The 16,028-nt window shown below is 68.6% G+C and carries 16 protein-coding genes; 4 read left to right on the forward strand and 12 right to left on the reverse strand.

Annotated elements, in window-relative coordinates; translation table 11 throughout:
- Positions 1 to 24 precede the first annotated feature (24 nt).
- The 4 genes from SNAS_RS23850 to SNAS_RS23865 all read right to left on the reverse strand — a co-directional run bounded on the left by SNAS_RS23850 (position 25) and on the right by SNAS_RS23865 (position 3,875).
- Positions 25 to 768, reverse strand: a complete 744-nt coding sequence (locus tag SNAS_RS23850; RefSeq protein ID WP_013020037.1) for a TVP38/TMEM64 family protein — start codon at positions 766 to 768, stop codon at positions 25 to 27.
- Between the two features lie 174 nt (positions 769 to 942).
- Positions 943 to 1,785 carry a 3-methyl-2-oxobutanoate hydroxymethyltransferase gene (gene panB / locus SNAS_RS23855; protein WP_013020038.1) on the reverse strand — a complete coding sequence of 281 codons (843 nt, stop codon included), beginning with the start codon at positions 1,783 to 1,785 and terminating at the stop codon, positions 943 to 945.
- Between the two features lie 95 nt (positions 1,786 to 1,880).
- Positions 1,881 to 2,930: a tartrate dehydrogenase gene (locus SNAS_RS23860; RefSeq protein WP_013020039.1), complete on the reverse strand. Its 1,050-nt coding sequence runs from the start codon at positions 2,928 to 2,930 to the stop codon at positions 1,881 to 1,883.
- 69 nt (positions 2,931 to 2,999) lie between these two features.
- Positions 3,000 to 3,875, reverse strand: a complete 876-nt coding sequence (locus tag SNAS_RS23865) for a LysR family transcriptional regulator (RefSeq protein WP_013020040.1) — start codon at positions 3,873 to 3,875, stop codon at positions 3,000 to 3,002.
- Positions 3,876 to 4,034: 159 nt separating this feature from the next.
- Here SNAS_RS23865 and SNAS_RS23870 point away from each other — a divergent pair, with 159 nt between their 5' ends.
- Positions 4,035 to 5,666, forward strand: coding sequence for an SLC13 family permease (locus SNAS_RS23870; RefSeq protein ID WP_013020041.1), 1,632 nt, complete (start codon positions 4,035 to 4,037; stop codon positions 5,664 to 5,666).
- On the opposite strand, the gene SNAS_RS23875 is transcribed toward SNAS_RS23870, so the two are convergent.
- The 5 genes from SNAS_RS23875 to SNAS_RS23895 all read right to left on the reverse strand — a co-directional run bounded on the left by SNAS_RS23875 (position 5,663) and on the right by SNAS_RS23895 (position 9,671).
- The gene (locus SNAS_RS23875) at positions 5,663 to 6,613 is read right to left on the reverse strand and encodes an alpha/beta hydrolase (protein ID WP_013020042.1); all 951 of its coding nucleotides are present in this window, start codon (positions 6,611 to 6,613) and stop codon (positions 5,663 to 5,665) included. The genes SNAS_RS23870 and SNAS_RS23875 overlap by 4 nt on opposite strands.
- Positions 6,614 to 6,733: 120 nt before the next feature.
- Complete coding sequence (locus tag SNAS_RS23880) at positions 6,734 to 6,931, reverse strand: ferredoxin (RefSeq protein ID WP_013020043.1); 198 nt, start codon at positions 6,929 to 6,931, stop codon at positions 6,734 to 6,736.
- Positions 6,928 to 8,154 (reverse strand): cytochrome P450, encoded by a 1,227-nt coding sequence (locus SNAS_RS23885; protein ID WP_013020044.1) that lies wholly within the window; start codon positions 8,152 to 8,154, stop codon positions 6,928 to 6,930. Before SNAS_RS23885 ends, SNAS_RS23880 begins: the two co-directional genes overlap by 4 nt.
- Before the next feature lie 91 nt (positions 8,155 to 8,245).
- Positions 8,246 to 9,082, reverse strand: coding sequence for a phosphoribosylaminoimidazolesuccinocarboxamide synthase (locus tag SNAS_RS23890; protein WP_013020045.1), 837 nt, complete (start codon positions 9,080 to 9,082; stop codon positions 8,246 to 8,248).
- A gap of 13 nt (positions 9,083 to 9,095) precedes the next feature.
- A complete protein-coding gene (locus SNAS_RS23895) occupies positions 9,096 to 9,671 on the reverse strand; it encodes a hypothetical protein (RefSeq protein ID WP_013020046.1) in 576 nt (191 codons plus the stop codon).
- Between the two features lie 156 nt (positions 9,672 to 9,827).
- Between SNAS_RS23895 and SNAS_RS23900 the strand changes: the two genes are divergently transcribed.
- The 3 genes from SNAS_RS23900 to SNAS_RS23910 all read left to right on the forward strand — a co-directional run bounded on the left by SNAS_RS23900 (position 9,828) and on the right by SNAS_RS23910 (position 13,050).
- Positions 9,828 to 10,988 (forward strand): sensor histidine kinase, encoded by a 1,161-nt coding sequence (locus SNAS_RS23900; RefSeq protein ID WP_169313917.1) that lies wholly within the window; start codon positions 9,828 to 9,830, stop codon positions 10,986 to 10,988.
- A 1-nt stretch (position 10,989) separates the two neighbouring features.
- Positions 10,990 to 11,622: a response regulator gene (locus SNAS_RS23905; protein WP_013020048.1), complete on the forward strand. Its 633-nt coding sequence runs from the start codon at positions 10,990 to 10,992 to the stop codon at positions 11,620 to 11,622.
- Between the two features lie 279 nt (positions 11,623 to 11,901).
- Complete coding sequence (locus tag SNAS_RS23910; protein ID WP_013020049.1) at positions 11,902 to 13,050, forward strand: acyltransferase family protein; 1,149 nt, start codon at positions 11,902 to 11,904, stop codon at positions 13,048 to 13,050.
- Here SNAS_RS23910 and SNAS_RS23915 read toward each other — a convergent pair.
- Genes SNAS_RS23915 through SNAS_RS36930 form a run of 3 tightly spaced genes read right to left on the reverse strand, consistent with a single transcriptional unit; the run spans position 13,040 to position 15,955 of the window.
- The gene (locus tag SNAS_RS23915; protein WP_013020050.1) at positions 13,040 to 13,900 is read right to left on the reverse strand and encodes an ABC transporter permease; all 861 of its coding nucleotides are present in this window, start codon (positions 13,898 to 13,900) and stop codon (positions 13,040 to 13,042) included. The genes SNAS_RS23910 and SNAS_RS23915 overlap by 11 nt on opposite strands.
- Positions 13,887 to 14,855, reverse strand: a complete 969-nt coding sequence (locus tag SNAS_RS23920; protein WP_013020051.1) for an ABC transporter ATP-binding protein — start codon at positions 14,853 to 14,855, stop codon at positions 13,887 to 13,889. The genes SNAS_RS23915 and SNAS_RS23920 overlap by 14 nt, the downstream gene beginning before the upstream one ends.
- The gene (locus SNAS_RS36930) at positions 14,852 to 15,955 is read right to left on the reverse strand and encodes a LolA family protein (protein WP_013020052.1); all 1,104 of its coding nucleotides are present in this window, start codon (positions 15,953 to 15,955) and stop codon (positions 14,852 to 14,854) included. Before SNAS_RS36930 ends, SNAS_RS23920 begins: the two co-directional genes overlap by 4 nt.
- Positions 15,956 to 16,028 lie beyond the last annotated feature (73 nt).

The raw sequence follows: 16,028 nt of genomic DNA on the forward strand, positions 1-16,028 counted from the left end.
CAGCCCACAACTACCGTCCTTCGCTCATCCGGTTTCGGCCTCTACGGTGCCACGGCGTCCGAAGAACCGTCGCACCAATGCCACAACCGCGAGGCTGAACACGTTCATTCCCACGGCCAGGCCCAGGGCGAGCGACAGTCCCCCGGCGCTGAAGGCGGCGCCGCCGACGGCGGTGTAGCCCAGCGACCCGGGGATGGCGCCGATGAGCGTCCCCAGCAGGTACGGGGCCAGCCGCACCGAGGCGGTGCCGCAGGCGTAGGACAGGAAACCGAAGTGGGACAACGGGATGACGCGTGCGATCCAGATGCCCAGGACGCCGTGCCGTTCCAGCAGGCCGTCGGTCCTGGCGATGCCACGCTCGACCCAGCGCACCGCCTTGACGCGGGCGCCGGGTGCCTCGCCCGGTTCCACGGTCGACCAGCGGCGCAGCTTCTCGGCCACGAACTCGCGGCCCAGCAGCCGTCCGAGCGCGAAACCGATACCGGCGCCGAGCATGGTGCCCAGGATGACGTAGACGAATCCGGCCAGCCAGCCGAACAGCATTCCCGAGGCGATGGACATGAAGGTGCGGGGGATCATCACCACGATGCCCAGCGCGGTCCCGACGACGGCGACCACGGGCGCGATGATCCCGGCCTGGTTCACCAGATCCTTCGCGGCGGCCGGGTCCTTGGGCCCGAACGCGAGCGTGAGCGCCGCCAGCGCGGCGACGCCCACGACCAGGTACGCGAATCGCCGGACGCGTCTGCGAACCGGAGATGGCTTCATGCGGTAAGACGGTACCTTGGTCGGGCCCCGGACGGAAAGATCCGCGGCCCCGACCGAACCCGGAAGTCCGACCCCTACGGGAGCCCGCCGCCGGACTCGCGACTGCGTCGCGGCAGTCCGGCAGCAGCTGAGAGCTTGGGCCCGCCGGGCAGCGTCGGGGCACCACTGGCCGGGCTAGTGGAAGCCGTGTTCCGGGGCGGGGAAGGCGCCGTTCTTGACCTCGTCGGCGTAGGTCTTCGCGGCCTCGGCGATGACGGAGGCGACGTTCGCGTAGCGCTTGACGAACCGGGGGGCCGGTCCCTGGCGCAGGCCGGCCATGTCCTGCCACACCAGTACCTGCGCGTCGGTGTCGCCGCCCGCGCCGATGCCGATGGTCGGGATCTCCAGTTCCTTCGTGACCCGCGCGGCCACGTCGGACATCACCATCTCCAGGACCACCGCGAAGGCTCCCGCCTCGGCGACGGCGTAGGCGTCGGCCAGGACGGAGTCGGCGTGCTCGCCGCGTCCCGCGACCCGGTAGCCGCCGACCAGGTTCTCGCTTTGCGGGGTGAAGCCGATGTGGGCCATGACGGGGATGCCCGCGCCGGTCAGCGCGGCGATCTGCTCGCGCATCCGCACGCCGCCCTCGAGTTTGACCGCGTTGGCTCCGGCCTTCATGAACCGCACCGCGCTCTCCAGGGCCTGCTGGGGTGAGGCCTCGTAGGAGCCGAACGGGAGGTCGGCGACGACGAGGGTGCGTTTGGTGGAGCGGACCACGGCGGACACCAGCGGCAGCAGTTCGTCGATCGTGACCGGCAGCGTGGTCTCGTAGCCGAAGACGTTGTTGGCCGCCGAATCGCCGATGAGCAGCGCCGGGATGCCGATCTCGTCGAACATCGCGGCGGTGTACTGGTCGTAGCTGGTGAGCATCGCCCACTTCTCGCCGCGTTCCTTGGCCAGTTTCAGGTCGCGGGTGCGTACCCGGCTGGTCTTGCGGGCGGGACCGTACAGGCTCGGCACTTCTTTGTGCTCGGACATGACTGACTCCTTTTGATCCTCGGGGCCGCTTGGGGTCCCCGGGCGGGTATGTCAACGCTGAGCCTAGTGCGCCCGCATCCGGGCGCGTGTGTGATCTACGCGACCCGTTTCACTATGGCGGCGGTGAACTCCGAGGTGGTGGCGGTGCCGCCGAGGTCAGGGGTGCGCAGTGGAGTTTCTGACAGCACCGCCGCGATCGCGTCCACCACCTCCGTGGCCGCCTCGGGATGCCCCAGGTGGTCCAGCAGCATGGCGGCCGACCAGATGGCGCCGATCGGGTTGGCGACACCGCGTCCGGCGATGTCGGGGGCCGAGCCGTGGACGGGTTCGAACATGGACGGGAAGTCGCGTTCGGGGTTGAGGTTCGCCGAGGGCGCGATGCCGATGCTCCCGGCCACCGCCGCGGTCAGGTCGCTGAGGATGTCCCCGAACAGATTGGACCCGACGATGACGTCGAAGCGGCCCGGGTCCAGCACCACCTTGGCGCACAGGGCGTCGATGTGCTCGGCGTCCCAGTCGACGTCCGGGAAGCCTTGCGCCCGTTCGGCCACGACCTCGTCCCAGAACGGCAGCGTGTGGACGATGCCGTTGGACTTGGTGGCCGAGGTCAGCCGGTGGCGACGGGTGGTGGCGAGGCGGAACGCGTAGTCGGCGATCCGGCTGACGCCGACGCGGGTGAACACGGTCTCCTGCACCGCCATCTCGTCGGGGAAGCCGGAGTTGATGCGGCCGCCGATCTGGCTGTACTCGCCCTCGATGTTCTCCCGCACCACGACCAGATCCACGTCGGCGTTCCGCAGCGGGGATTCCACGCCGTCGAAGCAGCGCACCGGCCGCAGGTTCACGTACTGCCGGAAGGTGCGCCGGATCGGGATCAGCAGCCCCCACAGCGACACGTGGTCGGGCACCCCGGGCGAACCGACGGCGCCCAGCAGGATCGCGTCGTGGTCGCGCAGCCGGTCCAGGCCGTCGGCGGGCATCATGGCGCCCTCGGTGCGGTAGCGCTCGCAGGACCAGTCGAACTCGCGGTAGTCGAAGCCGAAGCCGTGCCGGGCGGCGACGGCGTCCAGGACGGACTGGGCGGCGGGGGTGACCTCGGTGCCGATCCCGTCCCCGGGGATCACGGCCAAACGGTGAGTCGTCATGGGCCGATTCAACAGCGCCGACGCCGTCCGCGTCCAAGACGCGGTGACGATGCGGGATATAGGCGAAACCTATCCGTCGGTGGCGATCTTGAGGAACTCGGCCGCCGCGGGGGTGAGCCGGTCGGCGCGGCTGACCAGCGCGACGTGCAGGTAGGCGGCCGGTTCCAGCTCCAGCACCAGGGCGCCGGACTTCTCGGCCAGCGTCGTCCACGCCTCGGTCAGCACCGCCGAGCCGACGCCCCGCAGCACCAGCGGCAGGATCGCCTCGCGGTGCTCGGTCTCCACCGCGATCGTCAGGTCCAGCCCGTCGGCCTTGAGGTCGTCGATGTAACGGCGCATGCCGGTGCCGGGCTGCCCGGCGATGACGCGCTGCCCCGACAGTTTCGCGGGGGTGACGACGGTGCCGGGCGCGAACGGCCCGTCCGGCGCCGAGATGAGCACGAACCGGTGCCGCCCCAGATCGTGCACCTTCAGGTCGGCGTCCACGACGGGTTCGGGCGCCGCCAACAGCCCCAGCTCGGCGATTCCGGTGTGGACCATCTCGGTGACGACGCGCGGCCACGGCGCCGACTTGATCGACACCGACATGCCCGGGTGCCGGTGCGAGAACCGCTCCACCATGCCCGACAACGGTTCCACGGCCTGCGAGGGCATCGCGGCGATGTCGACGCGTCCGGTGCGAAGCCCGGTGACCGAGCCGATCGAGGCGCGCGCCAGCTCCAGGCTGCGCACCGCCTGCCGGGCCGGTTCCACCAGGGCGCGCCCGGCCTCGGTGAGCACCACTCCCCTGCCGATGCGGTGGAACAGCATGCTGCCCAGGTCGCGCTCGAGCGTGCGGATGGCCTGCGACAGGGACGGTTGTGCCAAATACAGCGCCTTCGCGGCCCGGTTGAACCCGCCGTTGTCGACGACGGCGAGAAAATACTCGAGCTGGCGGACGTCCATTCAGTCCTTCCTGACCACACCGGGCACTGATAGGCGCAGCCTAACGGTCAGGTAGTCAACTTGTCTTGGACCCGACCCATGATCACAGTCTTGAATAGATGAATATTTGCCGACGGTCGCGTGCCCTCGCGACCGGCAAGCCCGAAAGGGAATTGTCTGATGAGTGAGAAGAACGAGCCCACGGCCGCGACGGCCACCGACGTCGACAAGGCACTGCTGGGCCACGCCACCTACCGCAGCCTCGGCGAGCAGGTGCTGACACCGGCCGAGGAACGCTTCGAGAAGGCGCGCCGCACCACCGGCCTGTGGCTGGCGCCGCTGGTGACGCTCGTGTTCCTGCTGTTGCCCATGAACCTGAAGTTCGAGCAGCAGACGCTGGCCGCGGTGCTGCTGGGTGTCATCGTCTTGTGGGTCACCGAGGCGGTGCCGATCCCCATCGGCGGTCTCATCGGTGTCGGAGCCATCGTGGTCCTCGGGGCGGCACCACTGGTGGAGGACAAGAAACCCGCCGAGATCGTGTTGGCGCCGTTCGGTTCGCCGACCCTGTTCACGTTCATCGGCGCGTTCATCATCGCGCAGGCGATGCTCAAGCACGGCCTGGCGCGACGGTTCGCGTTCTTCATCCTGAACCTGCCCGGCGTCGGCAAGTCGACCACCCGCGTCATCATCGCCTTCGGCGTCATCACCTGTCTGCTGTCGGCCTTCGTGTCCAACACCGCGACCGTGGCGATGCTGCTGCCGACGGCACTGGGCCTGCTGGCCGTCATCGCGAAACTGTTGCAGCGCAAGGAAATCGTCGCCAAGAACTTCGACCCGACCCGGCTGCGCGTCGGCGCGGCCCTGGTCCTGATGCTCGCCTACGGCGCCAGCGTCGGCGGCCTGTTGACCCCGGTGGGCAGCCCGCCCAACCTGATCGGGCGGGAACTGATCCAGAAGGTCACCGGCAAACCCATCACCTTCTTCGACTGGATGGGCGTGGCGGTACCGATCTGCGCGCTCATGTTCGTGGTGCTGGCGGTCGTGCTGCTGCTGCTCAACAAGCCGGAGATCAAGAAGCTCGAAGGCGTCGAGGAGTTCGTGCGCGGCGAACGCGCCAAGCTGGGCAAGCTGTCCCGCGCCGAGAAGAACACCCTGGTGGCCTTCGGCGTCACCGTGACACTGTGGATCTTCCCGGGTGTCATCGCGCTGATCTTCGGTCCGGAGTCGGAGACCTTCACCTTCGTGCGCGACCGCCTCGACGAGGGCATCGTCGCCGTGCTGGGCGCCTCGCTGCTGTTCGTGCTGCCGGTGGCGTGGAAGGCCCGCGAGTTCACGCTGCGCTGGAGCGACGCCGCCGCCATCGACTGGGGCACCATCGTCCTGTTCGGAACCGGCATCATCTTCGGTTCGCTGTTGGCCAGCACCGGCCTGGCGGAGCTGATCGGCAAGTCCGCCTCCAACGCCCTCGGCCTGACCAGCCTGTTCGCGATCACGGCCTTCGCGGTGGTGCTGGCGATCGTGGTCTCCGAGACCACCAGCAACACGGCCTCGGCGCAGGTGGTCGTGCCGATCATCCTGCCGATCGCCGCGGCGGCCGACGTCAACATCCTGATCCCGGGCCTGGCCGCCACCTTCGCGGCCTCCTTCGGGTTCATGCTGCCGGTGTCGACACCGCAGAACGCGATCGCCTACGGTTCCGGCGTCGTGCCCATCACCCGGATGATCCGCTCCGGCGTCAGCTTCGACGTGCTGGGCGCGATCCTGATCCTGCTGCTGTTGCCGCTCATGGCCGGAGCACTCGGTCTGGTCTAGGGCATCAGCGACCGCGACCGCAGCCACGAGTCCAGTTCGCCGAAGAACAGGCTGCGGGCCGGTTCCCGCGACAGCGCCAGATCGTGCCGGCCGCCGGTGATGCGGACGACGTCGACGTCGGGCCCCAGTTTCGGGGCCCAGCGGACGATGTCGTCCGCGTCCAGCACCGCGTCCGAAGTGTGCACCGCGTCGCTCCACTGTGCCTCGCGGTAGGTGTCGGCCGCGGCGGCCACCAGCACCGGCACCTTGATCTCCAGTCCCCGCCGCAGTTGTCGTTGCGCCCGGTCCACCGCCCGCAGCCAGCCCAGGCGGATCGGGGTGCCCGCCAGCGGTTTCCAGGCCAGGTCGAAGTCCCACTCGCCCTTGTGATCCCGGTGTAGTGACTCCACATTGAGGCTCGCGCCCAGTTTCGGCAGCACCCGCATCGGCGCGAACAGGCCCGCGATGTCCAGCGGCGCCACCCCCAGCCGCTGCACCAGTTCGGCGATGTTGATCTCGAAGAACGGGCTGTTGAAGATCATCCCCGACAGCCACGGGTGCTTGCGCATCCGGTGCGCCCACAGCGCGGCCGTCAGCGCCCCGGTCGAGTGCGCGTAGACCACGATGGAGTCGTGGCGGTGCTCCTCGGTGAGGATCTTGGAGGCCACGTCGAGCTCGGAGAAGTACTCCGGGATGTGCCGGATGAAGTGCGGCGTCTGGTGCGGCAGGATGCTGCGGCCCGCCTTGCGCAGGTCCAGGGCGTAGAACGCGAACCCGCGCTCGACGAAGAAGTCGGCCACGTGCGGGTGGAAGAAGTAGTCGGAGAAACCGTGAATGTACAGCGCGGCCCGGCCGGTGTTGGGCGAGTCGACGCGCCGCACCAGGGTGGCCACCACCTCGCCCTCCCCGTCCTCACCGAGGTACAGGGTGCGGTGCTTATACAGTTCGCCAAGCTTGTCGGGTTTCACGAGATCTTTACTACCTGAACCCGCCCGGCGATTGGAGTCAACCCGCGCAAGCCGACGGCTGCGTCACGTCCCCGAGCACACCGCTGCCCGCCAGGGTCGTGCCTGGCGGGCAGCGGTGGCTCAGTCCTCGGTGACGGTCAGCGCCGCGGCCGGGCACAGTACCGCCGCCTCGCGGACCGCCTCGGCCCGCTCGTCGACGACGCCCGGGTCCAGGATCACGACCCTGCCCTGCTCGTCGTCCTGGTCGAAGACCTCCGGGGCGGTCAGGACGCACATCCCGGCCCCGACGCAGGTGTCGCGGTCCGCCGACAGTCTCATCGGGCCACCTCGTCCCAGGTCACCGGCAGTTCGTGGACGCCGTAGATCTGCATGTCGGTGCGCAGTTTGACGTCCTCGGCGGGGATCGCCAGCGCCAGGCTCGGGAACCGGCGCAGCAGGCCCTCGAAACCGGCGCGCATCTCGACGCGGGCCAGCTGCTGGCCCAGGCACTGGTGGATGCCGTGGCCGAAGGCCACGTGGCCGCGCGCGTTGCGACGGATGTCCAATGTGTCGGGGTTGTCGAACTTGGCCGGGTCGTGGTTGGCCGCCAGCAGCGAGACGCCCACCGAGGAACCCTTGGCGATGGTCTCGCCCGCCAGTTCCAGATCCTCTGTCGCGTAACGGACTCCGATGTCGGCGATGCTCAGGAACCGCATCAGTTCCTCCACGGCGCCCTGCATCAGTTCCGGGTTGGCGCGCAGGTCGGCCAGCTGCTCGGGATGCCGCAACAGCGCGAAGGTGCCCAGGGCGAGCATGTTGGCGGTGGTCTCGTGTCCGGCTCCCAGCAGGAGCTGGCCGATGCCCACCAGTTCCTCGTCGCTGACGTCGTCGCGTCGGGCCAGGTCGGACAGCAGGTCGTCGCCGGGCTCGGTGCGCTTGCGCCGCACCAGTCCGCTCATGTACTCGGCGCTTTCCATCGCGACGGCGAGCCGCTCCTCCATCGGGAGCTTCAGGTCCATGCTGCGCGAGGTCTTCGACTGGAAGTCGTCCCTGTCCTCATAGGGCACACCGAGCAGTTCGCAGATCGCCAGCGACGGCACCGGCAGCGTGAACTCCCGCACCAGGTCCACCGGCGGCGTCAGCCGCGCCAGCTCGTCCAGCTGCCGTTCGACGAGCTGGATGATGTGCTCCTCCAGCAGCCGCATCCGTTTGACGGTGAACACCCCGGTGAGCATGCCGCGCAGCCGGGTGTGGTCCGGCGGGTCCATGCGGACGAACATGCCCGGCTGCTGCGGGATCGGTTCGGTCATCTCGCCCTGGCCGGGCAGCTCGATCGGCATGTGGAGGATGTCGAGGTCCATCCGGGAGCTGAACCTCGGGTCGGCCAGCAGCTGCCGGGTGACCTCGTGGCCGGTGACCATCCAGCCCTCGTGGCCGTCGGGGAAGACCATCCGGCTCAGGGGCCGTGCCTCGCGCAGCCGGGCGGTCAGGCTGTGCGGGTTGAACGGCCCGTTGTCGCGCTCGGTCGGCAGGCCGTGCGGGACGGGTACTTCGGTATTCATCGCGGGACTCCTTTTCGTGACCTTGTGAGGGCCACGGTGTCGCGGAGTCCTGATATCCGGCTGTCACGGCGCTGGCAGCGACGTGACGGGCTCAGCCGTCCCAGGTGAGACCGGTGATCCGTTCATAGGCTTCGATGTACTTGGCGCGGGTGGCCGCCACGACCTCGTCGGGGATCTCCGGCGGCGGCGAGGTCTTGTCCCAGCCGGTCGTCGCGGCCCAGTCGCGCAGGTACTGCTTGTCGAAGGAGGGCTGCGGCCGACCCGGTTGCCAGCCGTCGGCGGGCCAGAACCGGGACGAGTCCATGGTGAGTACCTCGTCGGCCAGCACCAGTTCGCCGTCGGTGTCGAAACCGAGCTCGATCTTGGTGTCGGCGACGATGATGCCGCGCTGGGCGGCCAGGTCCCGGCCCCGGCGGTAGATGTCGAGCGTGATGTCCCGCAGCCGCTGCGCGGTCGGGTGGTCCAGTTTCGCGGCCACCTCGCCGAAGGTCATCGGCTCGTCGTGCTGACCGACCGGCGCCTTGGTGGACGGGGTGAAGATCGGTTCGGGCAGTCGCGAACCGTCCTCGAGGCCCGGCGGCAGTTCCAGGCCGCTGACGGTGCCGTCGCGCTGGTACTCCTTGAGCCCGGAACCGGTCAGGTAGCCGCGGGCGACGCACTCGACGGGAACCATGTCCAGACGGCGGCAGCGCACCGCCCGGCCCGCGAACTCCTCGGGCACGTCGGTGGCGGAGATGACGTGGTTGGGCATCGCGTCGGCGAGCTGGTCGAACCACCACAGGCTCAGCGCCGTCAGCAGCCTTCCCTTGTCCGGTACCGGGGTCGGCAGCACGATGTCGTACACCGAAACCCGGTCCGAGGCGACGAGGATCAGCTCGTCGCCGTCGGCGTAGACGTCGCGGACCTTGCCCGAGTGCAGCAGCTTCACGTCCGCTATTCGATCACGGCGCGGGCACCCTGGTCGACTCGGCCACCGGCTCGTCCTCGCGCTTCTTCAGCGCCGAGTGGATGTCGAAAGCGGCGACGACGCCCCAGATGATCGGTACCTTGACCAGCCCGGCCATGAACAGGACCAGGTACTCGGTGCGTTCGTAGTCGCCGACGATCCACACCAGCAGCCCGGTGACGGCCCAGGCGATCGCGTACATGCCCAGGCAGCGCGCGAACATCATGATCTCGTAGCGGACCCGGGGCATGCCGCGCTTGGGCGGCTTCCACGGCGGCGGACCGTCCGCGAACCGGTGCGCGAAGCGTTCGTCGGCCCAGCGGATCGTCCGGTGCCCGAACATGATCGAGTAGCCGATGTAGGCGGCGGCCAGGGCGTGCCGCAGTTCCCCGTCGGCGCCGGAGCGCATGTCGAAGATGGAGAACGCCAGCAGCACCACGTCGATGAGCGGGACGCTGATGAGCAGCGCGGACGACAGGCGGCGCATCTTGAGGAAATAGCGGACGGCCAGACCGCCGCCCAGCAGCACCCAGAACCCGACCTCACAGCCGATGATCACCCACCAGAGCATTGACAACTTTCTCTCCCTTCCGGTTCGCCTCCAGCCTCACCGGCGAAACCGGCCCGCGCGTCGGCACGCGTGATGAACCGGGGTGCGACTTTGGATGTAGGCGGGTTCTGCCACGGGGACGACGCGAACGCCCTCCGGCGGTGGTTCGATAGAACCGTGGAAACCGAGAAGCGAGTGACGGTGCAGCGTGCGCTGCTGGTCGCGGTGACCGTTTTCGCGCTCGGCTCGGTGATCGTCGGTTTCAACTTTCACTCCAGCACCGGCGTGCAGGTGCCGCAGTGGCTGCGGTTCGCGACCCTGGGGATGGTGTGCGTGGCGCTGTTCTTCCGGTCGCTGGCGCCCCGGGTCGGGCTGCTCATCGGCACCGTCGGTTTCGCCGTCGACGCCGTCATCGGCATGTCGATCGCGACGATGGCCGTCTACACCGACAACATCTACTCGGCGACGCTGCGCGGCCCGAGGTACATGCCCCGGATGCTGCTGCTGTTCTCCTGCCTCACGTCCGTGGGGCTGAGCACGCTGGTGTACCTGGCCGAGCAGTTCCGGGTCGCGGTGCTGGTGCTGGCGGTACTGGCGCTCATCATGATCTCGCCGGTCGCCACCGGCATGATCGTGCGCGAGCACCGGGAACGCGCCGAGCTGGAGCGCGACCGGGCCGCCAAGATCGCCCGGCTGGCGGAGGTGGACCGGCGCGCGGCCGTCAACGAGGAACGCACCCGGATGGCGCGCGAGCTGCACGACACCATCGCCAACCACCTGTCCGCGATCGCGATGCGCTCCTCGGCGGTGCTGGCGCAGCCGAACATGGACGCCGAGACGATGCGCGGGATCGTGGCCGACATCCGGGCCGGAAGCGTCGCGGGCCTGGCCGAGATGCGCGGCACCATCGAGCTGCTGCGGCGCGGCGAGTCCGAGGACGAGGTGGTGCAGCACCGGCTGTCGGGCCTGGAGGAGCTGGTCACCCGGATGAAGGAGGCCGGGCTGGACGTGGCGCTGCGGGTGCGCGGCAACCTGGCCGACCTGCCGGTGGCCGTGGACTTCGCCGCCTACCGGATCATCCAGGAGGCGCTGACGAACGTGCTCAAGCACGGCCGCGACGCCGAAGTGGAGCTGACGTTCTCGTCCACGAAGGTGTCCATCACCATCGACAATCGACTGCCCGAGACCGCTTCGGGGGTACCGGGTTCGGGCAACGGTCTGATCGGGATGCGGGAGCGGGCGACCATTCTGGGCGGTAGTTTCTCGGCCGGTCCCCACGGCGCGGGCTGGCGGGTGCGCGCCGAACTTCCGTCCACCAACGACAAGAAGGAGTCCTGACGTGATCCGGGTGCTCATCGCCGACGACCACGCCGCGGTGCGGGCCGGGCTGACGCTGATCTGCGACACCGCCGAGGATCTGACGGTGGTCGGCGAGGCCGCCGACGGCGTCGAGGCGGTCGACAAGGCGATCCAGCTGCGTCCCGACGTGGTCGTGATGGACATCCGGATGCCACGCCTGGACGGCATCGCCGCCACCGCGAAACTGACCGGGGTGGCCGATGTCCTGGTCCTGACCACCTACGGAGACGATTCTCACGTATTCGACGCGCTGGCCGCCGGGGCCGCCGGATTCCTGCTCAAGGACACCGACGCCGAGGCACTGGTGGCCGCGGTGCGTGAGGTCGCCGCCGGCAACGGACTCATCTCGCCGGCCGTCACCCGGCGGCTGATCGCGGAGTTCGGCCGCCGTCGTCCCCGTCCGGGCAGCCAGGCCGATCTGAGTTCGCTTACCCAGCGCGAGATCGAGGTGCTGTCCCACATCGGCCGCGGACTGTCCAATGCGGATATCGGCAAGGACCTCGGGATGGCCGAGGCCACAGTGAAGACCCACGTCAGCCGCATATTGTCCAAACTGGAACTACAGTCGAGGGTGCAGGCGGCCATTCTGGCCCAGGAGAACGGCATCACCTGAACGAGCGAACACCTTAAGATTTCCTGTGAGCTTGCCGTGCGCCTGGCATTCCCCCCACCTCGGCTGATACGGTGAGAAGGTCAGGTGAACTGAGGGGCGGAACGCCCTTTAGCCCCTTACATTCACCCGGGACTCCGAATGGCAGCGGTGTCCCACAGCAAGGACAACACAAAATCGTGCCGGGTTGGACTCGGCGACAACGTGTTGGCGTTGCTTCGTCTGTACTCCCGCTCGGCGCTACCCCTCCGTCCAGCACGCGTGAGGAGACGGCAACAGCCCATGAGCACAGAAGTTCTCGCCCATACGGGGGCAACGACCAGGTCGGCGGCCCCTGCCCCCAGCAAGCCCGAATCCCCGAGCGGCGGTACCGCGAAGGATCCGCTGTTCTCCAACGCGAAGCTCGCCCTGATCGTCCTGGTCGTCGTCGGACACTCCTGGGGCCCGCTGTTCACCGACAGCGACACCGTCCGGGCGTTCTACATGACGCTCTACGACTTCCACATGCCCGCGTTCATCCTGGTGTGCGGCTACTTCTCGCAGTCCTTCTCCGGACGGCCGCACCAGATGCGGCGCCTGGTCACCGGCGTCGCCGCCCCCTACTTCATCTTCGCGCTGCTGTACGGCGCGATGCGGTACTTCACCGAGGACGAGTTCAACCCGAGCCTGCTGACGCCGTACTACCTGCTGTGGTTCCTGGCGGCGCTGTTCGTGTGGCGCATCACCGCTCCCATCTGGAAACTGGTGCGCTACCCGCTGGTGGTCGCGCTGGTCATCTCCATCGGAGCCTCCACGATGGAGCTCCCCAAGGAGCTGGACCTGGGTCGTATCCTGCAGTTCCTGCCGTTCTTCGTCGCGGGACTGCTGATGAAACGCGAGCACTTCGAGAAGCTGCGCAACCCGGTGGTGCGGATCGCGGGCCCGATCCTGAGCGTGGGCATCCTCGCCGCCGCGTTCTTCTACGGCAACGACATCCACATCGACTGGATCTACTACACCGCGGGCGCCACCCAGCTGGACGTCCAGTGGCACACCGCCATCGGCCTGAAACTGGTCATGCTGGCCGCCGCGACGGTCCTGATCGCGACGTTCTTCGCCTGGGTGCCGGACAAACAGCTGTCCTTCACCCGGATGGGCGAACTCACGATGTACCCGTTCCTGTTGCACGGCTTCTTCATCAAGATCGCCGAGGACGGCTACGACCTGTACGACATCCCGTTCGTGGACACCGGCGCCGGAGCCGTCGTCATCACGCTCACCGCGCTGGTGCTGGCGTTCGTCCTGCTGTCCAAGCCGATCCGCTGGATGACCTCGCCGCTGGTGGAGCCGAAACTGAACTGGATCCTCAAGCCGACGCCGCGACCACCGTCGCCGCGACCCCGGCCGCAGGCTCGCGAGGACAAGCCCACGGCCGAGACCTCTACGACGTGATGTCCTTGGTGGTGAAGCGCGCCCAGGCCGCCGAGCCGAAGACCAGCGTGTAGGCCAGCGCCGACAGCAGTCCGACGCCGACGCCGCCCCATTCGACGGGGTCGCGCATCAGGCCGCTCCAGTTGGCCCAGTAGGTGGTCTGCAGGAACGGGTGCAGCCACGACAGCGCGTCCAGGCTGGTCAGGATCTGGTGCAGGATGATCCACATCAGCGTGCCCACGGCCGCGCCGATCGGCTGTTCGGTCAGCGTGGAGGCGAACAGCGCCACCGCGCACACGCTGACCAGCATCGCCATCACGTAGCCGCACACCAGCGCGACCCGTCCGATGGATTCGCCGAAGCTCAGCGTGGTGCCCGACAGGGTCAGCATCTCCCCGGCGCCGAACAGCGACAGTCCGATGATCGCGGCGGTGACCGCGACCGCCAGCACGCCCACGATCGCGCCGATGACCAGCGAGGCGAACTTCACCGACAGCAGCCGGGTGCGCCCCACCGGGGCGGTCAGCAGGTACCGCAGTGTGCCGACGTTGGCCTCGCCCGCGATGGAGTCGCCCGCCAGGATGCAGACCGCCATCGGCAGGAAGATCGTCATCTCCATCATCAGGCTCGTCAGCACCACGAACAGGCCGTTGCCGTACAGGATCGAGAAGAACGGCGGCGCCTGCCCGTCGCCCCCGCCGGTCGGGCGGGTGACGGCCAGGATGATCGCCAGCACGATCGGGATGGCGCACAGGATGGCCAGCCCGACCAGGTTGCGGGTCCGGCCGGACATCAACCGCAGTTCGGCGTACAGCAGCCGACGGCGCGGCCGACCCTCCGTGGCGGTCTCGGTGGCCTCAAGCACTGACATCGAAGCCCTCCCCGGTCAGCGAGACGAACAGGTCCTCTAGGCCCGGCGCGGCGACGGTGAAGCCGTGCACCGGGACCCCGGCGTCGACGAGCGCCACCACGATCTTGTCGCGCGCCATGTCGCCCAGCAGGGCGCTGGCGGTGTCGGCCGTGGTGTCGACGTCCGTCAGCGACAGTCCCTTCAGTACCGACGCGGCCTCGGCCGGGCTCGGCGTGGTGACGCTGACCCGGGTGGCGCCCTCGGCGTTGAGGTCGGGCAGCCGTCCCTGCGCCTTGAGCTTGCCCTTGTGCATGATGCCCACGTGGCTACAGATCTGCTCGACCTCGTTGAGCAGGTGGGTCGACAGCATGATGGTGGCGCCGTCGGCGGCCAGCTGACTGATCAGCGACCGCACCTCCCGTGTCCCCTGTGGATCAAGACCGTTGGTGGGTTCGTCCAGGATCAGCAGATCCCGGGGCCGCAGCAGCGCGGCGGCCAGCGCCAGCCGCTGCTTCATGCCCAGCGAATAGGCCCGGAACCGCTTGCGGGCGGCCGACAGCAGCCCCACCCGGTCCAGGGCCAGGTCGACGCGCTGCGACGTGGTCGAAGGCGACGTGGTCGGATCGGCGTCGTCGAGGTGCCGCAGGTTCTCGCGCCCGCTCAGGTAGGGGTGGAACGCCGGGCCCTCCACCAGCGTCCCCACCCGCGGCAATACCTTCTCGATCGCGTCGGGCATCGGCTCGCCCAGCAGTTCGCAGCGGCCGAAGCTGGGCTCGATCAGCCCCAGCAGCATCCGGATGGTCGTGGTCTTGCCGCTGCCGTTGGGGCCCAGGAAGCCGTAGACCGCGCCGTGCGGCACGTCCAGGTCGAGGCCGTCAACGGCCAGGTGGTCGTTGCCGTAACGCTTGCCCAGCCCGATGGCGCGCACGGCGCGGGAGTCGTCCTCCCGCGCCGGCGCTGGTGCTGACGCACTCACTTGCCGTCCGCCACTTCGTAAAGCCGCTCGGGTGTCACCGAGCCGATGTAGAAGCGGCCGTCGTCGGTCAGGAGCGCGTTGACGAGTTTCGACTCGAAGAGCCGTCCCGAACCCCATTTCCCCGAGACCTCCGGCAGCTGCTTGAGCACCTTCTCCAGGTCGACGCTCTCGCCGCCGTGTTTGGCCTTCTTCTTGGTTTCCTTGGACAGTTCCTTCAGGTCGAACTCACCCGTCAGCACGGTGGTCCAGCCCTTGCCGACCGCCTTGACGTCGGCGTCCGCGGCCGGTTTCTTGCCGTTGGAGAGGAAATCGCTCAGCTCGTCGGTTCCCTCGGTCACCGTGACGCCCTTGGGGGCGGTGAAGGTGAAGTTCTCCTTGTCGGGCGTGCCGAAGTCGACCCGCGAGAAGCCGATGTCGAAGGCGGCTTCCTTCTCGTCGTCGGAGTACACCTGGGTGCGCAGCGGCACTCCGTGCTCGGCGTCGATGGCCAGCGTCACCCGGTCAACGAGCGATTCGCCGTCCTTGGGTTCCAGGACCAGTTCGTAGGCGTCGCGTCCGGCCACCTCGACCGGCTGGCTGGTGGACACCTTCGTGGTCGGTTCGATGGCCTTCAGCGCCTGCTCGGCCGCCTTGGCCGGGTCGGCGCCGCCCATCTCGGACGGCGGCCACAGCGGCGCGTCGGCGGCCTTCTTGGGCAGCGTGTAGTGGGTGGCCTCGCCGCCCTCGCTGTTCCAGGTCCACACGTCCTCGCCGTTGCGGATGGTGTCGGACTCGCCGTAGTCGCTGAGCACGGCGGTGCGCATCTTGTCGGGCGCGGCGTACCAGACCCGCATCTGGTTGGAGCCGTCGGCGAGCTGCGTCAGCCCGCCACCCGACTGCCCCAGGCTGGGAAGCCCCAGGTTGGCGTTCTGCACGACCGTTCCCGACAGGCCCTCGATGTCGGAGTTCTGGACGTCCTCCAGCAGCTGGGCCGCCGAGCGGTCCGGCAGGTCACTGGCACCGCTGGCCGAGACGATCCCGGTACCAGCCGCGGCGGTCACGATCCCGGCCGCCAGCGCGATCGGAACCGCGAAGCGACGTCGCGCGGATTTGCGTGACATATCCTGTCCTTTCTTCGTTAAGTCGGAGAAATTCGGTGTCGGCGCATCGGTTGCCTCGATGCGCCGACACTGG

Origin of the sequence: Stackebrandtia nassauensis DSM 44728, from assembly GCF_000024545.1 — a bacterium.
Classification (GTDB): domain Bacteria; phylum Actinomycetota; class Actinomycetes; order Mycobacteriales; family Micromonosporaceae; genus Stackebrandtia; species Stackebrandtia nassauensis.

Excerpts from the sequence above, each read along its gene's own strand:
- SNAS_RS23910 (WP_013020049.1), top strand. The coding sequence starts at position 11,902 with ATGAGCACAGAAGTTCTCGCCCATACGGGGGCAACGACCAGGTCGGCG.
- SNAS_RS23880 (WP_013020043.1), bottom strand. The coding sequence starts at position 6,931 with ATGAGACTGTCGGCGGACCGCGACACCTGCGTCGGGGCCGGGATGTGC.
- SNAS_RS23895 (WP_013020046.1), bottom strand. The coding sequence starts at position 9,671 with ATGCTCTGGTGGGTGATCATCGGCTGTGAGGTCGGGTTCTGGGTGCTG.
- SNAS_RS23870 (WP_013020041.1), top strand. The coding sequence starts at position 4,035 with ATGAGTGAGAAGAACGAGCCCACGGCCGCGACGGCCACCGACGTCGAC.
- SNAS_RS23850 (WP_013020037.1), bottom strand. The coding sequence starts at position 768 with ATGAAGCCATCTCCGGTTCGCAGACGCGTCCGGCGATTCGCGTACCTG.
- panB (WP_013020038.1), bottom strand. The coding sequence starts at position 1,785 with ATGTCCGAGCACAAAGAAGTGCCGAGCCTGTACGGTCCCGCCCGCAAG.
- SNAS_RS23860 (WP_013020039.1), bottom strand. The coding sequence starts at position 2,930 with ATGACGACTCACCGTTTGGCCGTGATCCCCGGGGACGGGATCGGCACC.
- SNAS_RS23885 (WP_013020044.1), bottom strand. The coding sequence starts at position 8,154 with ATGAATACCGAAGTACCCGTCCCGCACGGCCTGCCGACCGAGCGCGAC.
- SNAS_RS23915 (WP_013020050.1), bottom strand. The coding sequence starts at position 13,900 with ATGTCAGTGCTTGAGGCCACCGAGACCGCCACGGAGGGTCGGCCGCGC.
- SNAS_RS36930 (WP_013020052.1), bottom strand. The coding sequence starts at position 15,955 with ATGTCACGCAAATCCGCGCGACGTCGCTTCGCGGTTCCGATCGCGCTG.
- SNAS_RS23865 (WP_013020040.1), bottom strand. The coding sequence starts at position 3,875 with ATGGACGTCCGCCAGCTCGAGTATTTTCTCGCCGTCGTCGACAACGGC.